We start from the raw sequence: 5,816 nt of genomic DNA, 5'->3' as shown, positions 1-5,816 counted from the left end.
GGCGGCGTGGGCGGCCGGGGCCGCCGAACCGGCGAGCAGGACGGCGAGCAGGGCCGCCGGGGCCGTGACGCGCGACCGGGCGGCGCGGCGGAGCAGTGGAGCGATCATGGGCGCCACTGTGACCGGGCGGACGGCGGACCGGCGGGATCTTCACTCGTGGGGGGCGTGTCCCCGGGGCGGGCCTGACGGATCGTGAACACCGTTCGTCCGACAAGCCGTTGATCGTCGTGCCGAGAGGGCCGGGGTGGTCGTTCCGGGCGCGGGTGGGGCCCCCGCGCCCGGAACGACGGGAGCGCCCGGCGCCCGAGGCTCAGGACGCGGCGGGGGGCCGCTCGCCGAGCATCTCCCGGCGGGCGGCCCAGAACTCCTCGAAGGAGAGCAGGCCGTCGCCCGTGCGGTCCTGGAGGGAGATGAGCCGGCGTGCGTCCCCGGTCTCCACGTCGATGCCGCTGTCCACCAGGACCTGTCGCAACTCCTCGGGGGTGACGCGACCGTCGCCGTTGAGGTCGAAACGGTCGAAGATCTCCCGGGCCTCGGCCCGGGCGGCCTCCTCGGCGGGGATGTCGGGGGTCTCGGGGTTCACGCGCTGCTCCGGAAGGTACGGGACCCCGGTGGGGCACCGGGGTCGGGCGGGTCGGACGGCTCGGACGGGCGCGCCGGTCGGCGGGTGCCCGTCCGGCACCTACCCCGGCGCCCGGCGGGCATCCGCCGGGCGGGGCCCACCGACGAAGAGGCGGGGAACCGGCTTTCGGTTCCCCGCCCCCGCGTCGGATCACGGAGCGTTCAGCCCTTCCCCGTCCCACCGGCCCCGCGGCGACGCCGGGAGCCGTTGGACGCGCCCCCGCGGCCCGGGGCCCCACCCCGGTCGGACCGTTTCAGACCGTCCACCGGCACCACTCCGTCCACCGGCACCACGCGGTCGGCACCCCGCACCGCGTCGATGTCCTCCACCCCGTCGGAGGCGGCGGGCTGGACGACCCGCCGGGGCTCCGCCGCCCGCACGGCGCGCAACAGCAGCACCGAGCGGGGCGGGAGGGTCAGGACCTCGCCGGCCGCGTGCCCCGTGTCGGGCGCCCGCGCCTGGTCCTCCAGCGTGGTGTCGAGGACCACCTCGTAGGAATCGGCCCAGGGGGCTCCGGGGAGGGGGAACTCCGCCGGTTCGTGGCCGGCGTGCAGCAGCGCCAGGAAGCTGTCGTCCACCACCGGTCGGCCGCGCGGATCGCGCTGCGGGATGTCCTGCCCGGAGAGGTACATGCCCAGGGTCAGGCCGGGGCGGTACCAGTCCTCCTCGGTCATCTCCCGGCCCTCGGAGGTGAACCACGCCAGGTCGCGGATGCCGTCCGGTCCCTGGCGACGTCCGGAGAAGAAGGCCCGGCGGCGCAGCACGGGGTGGTCGCGGCGCAACCGGATCAGCCGGGTGGTCAGTTCCAGCAGGGGACGCCACTGCGGATCCTCCCGCAGCCCCCAGTCCATCCAGCCGATGGGGCTGTCCTGGCAGTAGGCGTTGTTGTTGCCGCCCTGGGTGCGGCCCATCTCGTCACCGGCGACGAGCATCGGCACGCCGGTGGACAGCAGCAGGGTGGTGAGCATGTTGCGCAGTTGGCGGCGGCGCAGGGCCCGGATGTCGGGGTCGTCGGTCTCGCCCTCGGCGCCGCAGTTCCAGGAGCGGTTGTCGTCGGTGCCGTCCCGGTTGTCCTCGCCGTTGGCCTCGTTGTGCTTGTCGTGGTAGGAGACCAGGTCGCGCAGGGTGAAACCGTCGTGGGCGGTGATGAAGTTGACCGACGCGTAGGGGCGGCGGCCTCCCCAGGCGTACAGGTCGCTGGAGCCCGAGAGCCGGTACCCCAGGTCCCGCACATCGGGCAGGGCGCCGCGCCAGTAGTCGCGCACGGTGTCCCGGTAGCGGTCGTTCCACTCGGTCCACAGCGGCGGGAAGGCGCCCACCTGGTAGCCGCCGCTGCCCACATCCCAGGGTTCGGCGATGAGCTTGACCCGGCGCAGCACGGGGTCCTGGGCGATGACCGCGAGGAACGGCGAGAGCATGTCCACGTCGTGCATGGAGCGGGCGAGCGCGGCGGCCAGGTCGAACCGGAAGCCGTCCACCCCCATCTCCTGCACCCAGTAGCGCAGCGAGTCGGTGATCAGCCGCAGCACCTGGGGCTGGACGACGTGCAGGGTGTTGCCGCAGCCGGTGTAGTCGGCGTAGTAGCGGGCGTCCTCGCCCAGCCGGTAGTAGCCGCGGTTGTCGATGCCGCGGAAGGAGAGCATGGGGCCGAGCTGACCGGCCTCGGCGGTGTGGTTGTAGACCACGTCGAGGATGACCTCGATGCCCGCCCGGTGCAGGGCGCGGACCATCTGCTTGAACTCCCCGACCTGTTGGCCGCGGGTGCCGCTCGCGCTGTACGCGGAGTGCGGGGCGAAGTAGCCGATGGAGTTGTAGCCCCAGTAGTTGCGCAGACCGCGCTTGAGCAGGTGGTCCTCGTGGGCGAACTGGTGGACCGGCAGCAGTTCCACGGCGGTGACGCCCAGCCGCGTCAGGTGGTCGATCGCGGCGGGGTGGGCGAGCCCGGCGTAGGTGCCGCGCAACTCGTCGGGGATGTCGGGGTGGGTCATGGTGAACCCGCGCACGTGCAGTTCGTAGATGACCGAGTCCGACCAGGGGGTCTTGGGGCGCACGTCGTCGGCCCAGGTGTCGGTGTCGTGGACGACGACGCCCTTGGGGACGAAGGGGGCCGAGTCGCGGTCGTCGCGAACGGTGTCGGCGATCTCCTGATCGGGCCAGTCGCGGACGTGGCCGTAGACCTCCGGCGGGAGGGCGAACTCCCCGTCCACGGCCCGGGCGTAGGGGTCGAGGAGGAGTTTGGCGGGGTTCCACCGGGCGCCGGTCCACGGGTCCCACCGGCCGTGGACGCGGTAGCCGTAGCGCTGCCCGGGGCGCACGCCGGGCAGGAAACCGTGCCAGATCTCGTGGGTGTGCTCGGTCAACTCGCAGCGGGTCTCGCGGCCGGCGTCGTCGAACAGGCACAGCTCCACCCCCTCGGCACCGCCCGCCCACAGCGCGAAGCCGGTGCCCTGGACACCGTCGGGGCCGGTGGTGAAGCGGGCGCCGAGCGGCTGCGGGCTGCCGGGCCACACCTCCTGGCCGCCGTCGCCCCCGGAGGGGTCGGGGCGCGGCTCCGCGTCCCGGGGGCCGGTACGGGGGCGGGCCGCCCGCCGATGCGTCCGCGAATCGGCGCCGTCCCGTGGCACCGGGGGTCCCCCGGGACGACCGGAAACGACCGGGTGTCCCGGGCCCGCGCCGGACTCAGGACTCCGTCAGCTCCGGCGGCGGGGTGCGCTCGGCCGACATCGGCTCCACCCGCTCCAACTCGCCCCACACGATGTACCGGTACGTGGAGGTGAAGATCGGCGTGCAGGTGGTCAGCGTGATGTAGCGGCCGGGCCCGGTGGCCCCGGACCCCTCCGGGACGGGGTCCAGCACCCCGATGTCGTAGCGGGAGGTCTCCGGCAGGATCGAGAAGACCCGGTAGACGTACCAGCTGTCCTTGGTCTCGAAGACGATCGGGTCGCCCTCGCGCACCTTGTGGATGTCGTGGAACTTCGCGCCGTGGCCGTCCCGGTGGGCCGCCAGCGAGAAGTTGCCCTCCTCGTCCCAGGGCATCGCCGACTCCACCGGCTGGTCGTAGTAGCCGGCGACCCCGCCGTTGAGGGTGGGCAGGTCGATGCCCTCCTTCACGAGGATCTCGTCGCCGCTCATGGTGGGGACGTGGAGGAAGCCGATGCCGTCCTCGGGGCGGTAGACCCGGGGTTCGTCCGGGTCCTCGGCGTCCTCCGCGCCACCCGCCTCCCAGCTCTCGCGGACGGCGTCGCCGGCCCGGTTGGCCTCCTGGTTGGCGACCACGTTGGTCCACCACAGGGAGTAGACGACGAAGAGGCCGAGCAGGACGCCGGCGGTGATCATCAGCTCGCCGAAGACGCCGATGGCGTGGGCTCCGTGTCGGTCGACTCCGTGACCGGGGTCCGGGCGGTGTCGGTCGTCCCTCCGGGGGGAGCCCCCGCTCCGGGGTCGTCCCCGGGAGCGGTGTCGGTACCGGGCCCGGTGCCCGGCGCCCCGCTCGTCCCGACCGGCCCCGCCGGGTGCCGGGGGGTGGTCGTCGGCCGCTTGCTCATCGTTCTCCGCGTTCTGCTGCGCGTCTGCGTGGTCCGTGTGGACGGGGTCTCCCGAGCGCTCCGGATCCCCCGTCCGGCGCGGTCGGGGCGGGGCCCCGGCGGTGCGCCGGCTCAGGTGACGAGGGCATCCGGCTTCCCCTCGCCGCGTGGCTGTTCGGCGACCATCTCGCCCCAGACGATGAGCCGGAAGGTCGAGGTGAACTCCGGTGTGCAGGTCGTCAGGGTGATGTAGCGGCCGGGTTCGGTGAAGCCGCCCTGCTCGGGTATCGGGTCCAGCACCGAGATGTTCGACGGGGAGGTGGAGTCCAACCGGCTGCGCATCTCGTAGATGTAGTACGTGGTCTCCGTCTCCACGATGATCGGGTCGCCCTCGTTCAGCAGGTTGATGTAGCGGAACGGCTCCCCGTGGGTGTTGCGGTGGCCGGCGAGGCCGAAGTTGCCCTCCTCGTCCCAGGGCATCGCGGTGGGCAGGCGGTCGGCCTCGGAGTAGCGACCGACCATGCCCTTGTCCAGGACGGTGGCCTCGTCCACGCTCTCCGCGATGGGAACCCGCACGTCCAGGGTCGGCAGGTACAGCAGGGCGAAGCCCTCGCCGGCGGAGAAGACTCCGGGGTCGCGGTTCTCCGTCTCCTCCCCGGAGCCGCCCTCCCACTGGTCGACCAGGGAGTTCGCCTCGCGGTCCGCGTGGGCCCGGGCCTCCACGTTGGTCCACCACAGCTGGTAGGTGACGAAGAGCAGCAACAGGACGCCGGTGGTCATCATCAACTCGCCGGCGACGTTGGCGAGTTTGTTGGCACGACTCGCGCGCCGGGCCTTCTCCGCCCGGCGGCGGGCGGCGCGTCCCCCGCCGGAGCCCTCCGCGGTCGCGGCCGGGGCGGGGTCCGGCGTCCCGTCCTCGGCCGCCGGCGGCGCGGCGCGGCGTCGTCGGCCGCCGGCCGGACCGGGATCGAGGAGGTCGTCGGGACGCCGCAGCGCCATGGTCTCGGGATCCGCGGGGGGTGCGGCGTACGGGTCGGCGGGGACGGCGTGGGGATCGGCCGGGTCGGCGTACGGGTCGGCGGGGACGCCGTGGGGGTCGGTCGTGGGCGGGAACACCGCGGTCGGGGCGTCGGTGTCGGCGCGGTTCCCGGTGGCCCCGTACGGGGCGTCGGGGGGAGAGGGCTCCCCGTGGTCGGTCCCGTGACCGGCCGGGTTGCCCGGGTCGATCGGGTGGGTGACCCCGTACGGGTCGGGGGTGTACGGGTCGGCGGTGCGCGGCCGGGCGTCGAGCGGGTCGGGGCCGCGATCCGTGGCGCCCGGCACGGCGGTGCCCCCGGCGCCCCCGGTGCCGTAATCCCCCACCGGGTACGCCTCGGTGCGGTGGCTCCCGCCGCGGGGGGCGGTCGGGTCGTACGCCCCGCCCGTCCCGGTGCCACCGATGCAGTACGGGGCGCGGTCGTCCGTGCCGTACACGGTGCCGTAACCGGCTTCCCGGGGGCGGGAGTCGGTTCCCGGCCCGGCGGTCGCCTCCGGCCCGCCGAAGGGGGAGGGGGCCCCGCGATCGGTCCCGCGATCCCCCCTGCGATCGGCTGGGCGGGCCGGGTCGAGCGGGTTGCCCGGGGCGATCGGGTGGGTGGCCCCGTACGGGTCGGGGGTGTACGGGTCGGCGG

The 5,816-nt window shown here is 74.2% G+C and carries 3 protein-coding genes and 1 pseudogene; all 4 read right to left on the bottom strand.

The window, feature by feature from the left end:
* Nucleotides 1-310: 310 nt before the first annotated feature.
* On the bottom strand, nt 311-583 hold the full coding sequence (locus tag FOE67_RS14390; RefSeq protein ID WP_323384925.1) for an EF-hand domain-containing protein: 273 nt from the start codon (nt 581-583) through the stop codon (nt 311-313).
* Between the two features lie 422 nt (nt 584-1,005).
* A pseudogene (glgX, locus tag FOE67_RS14385) lies at nt 1,006-3,246 on the bottom strand (glycogen debranching protein GlgX); the annotation flags it as partial.
* A gap of 55 nt (nt 3,247-3,301) precedes the next feature.
* Nucleotides 3,302-3,958, bottom strand: a complete 657-nt coding sequence (locus FOE67_RS14380) for a class E sortase (RefSeq protein ID WP_323384923.1) — start codon at nt 3,956-3,958, stop codon at nt 3,302-3,304.
* A gap of 320 nt (nt 3,959-4,278) precedes the next feature.
* The coding region (locus FOE67_RS29315; protein WP_228473886.1) for a class E sortase at nt 4,279-5,816 on the bottom strand (1,538 nt) is incomplete at its 5' end.

Origin of the sequence: Streptomyces calidiresistens (assembly GCF_014141525.1) — a bacterium.
Classification (GTDB): Bacteria; Actinomycetota; Actinomycetes; order Streptomycetales; family Streptomycetaceae; genus Streptomyces; species Streptomyces calidiresistens.
The sequence above is the reverse complement of the archived record's forward strand: the minus strand, read 5'-3'. Positions and strand labels throughout refer to the sequence as shown.

Coding starts and splice junctions, on each gene's coding strand:
- FOE67_RS14380 (WP_323384923.1), bottom strand. CDS start 3,958: ATGATCACCGCCGGCGTCCTGCTCGGCCTCTTCGTCGTCTACTCCCTG.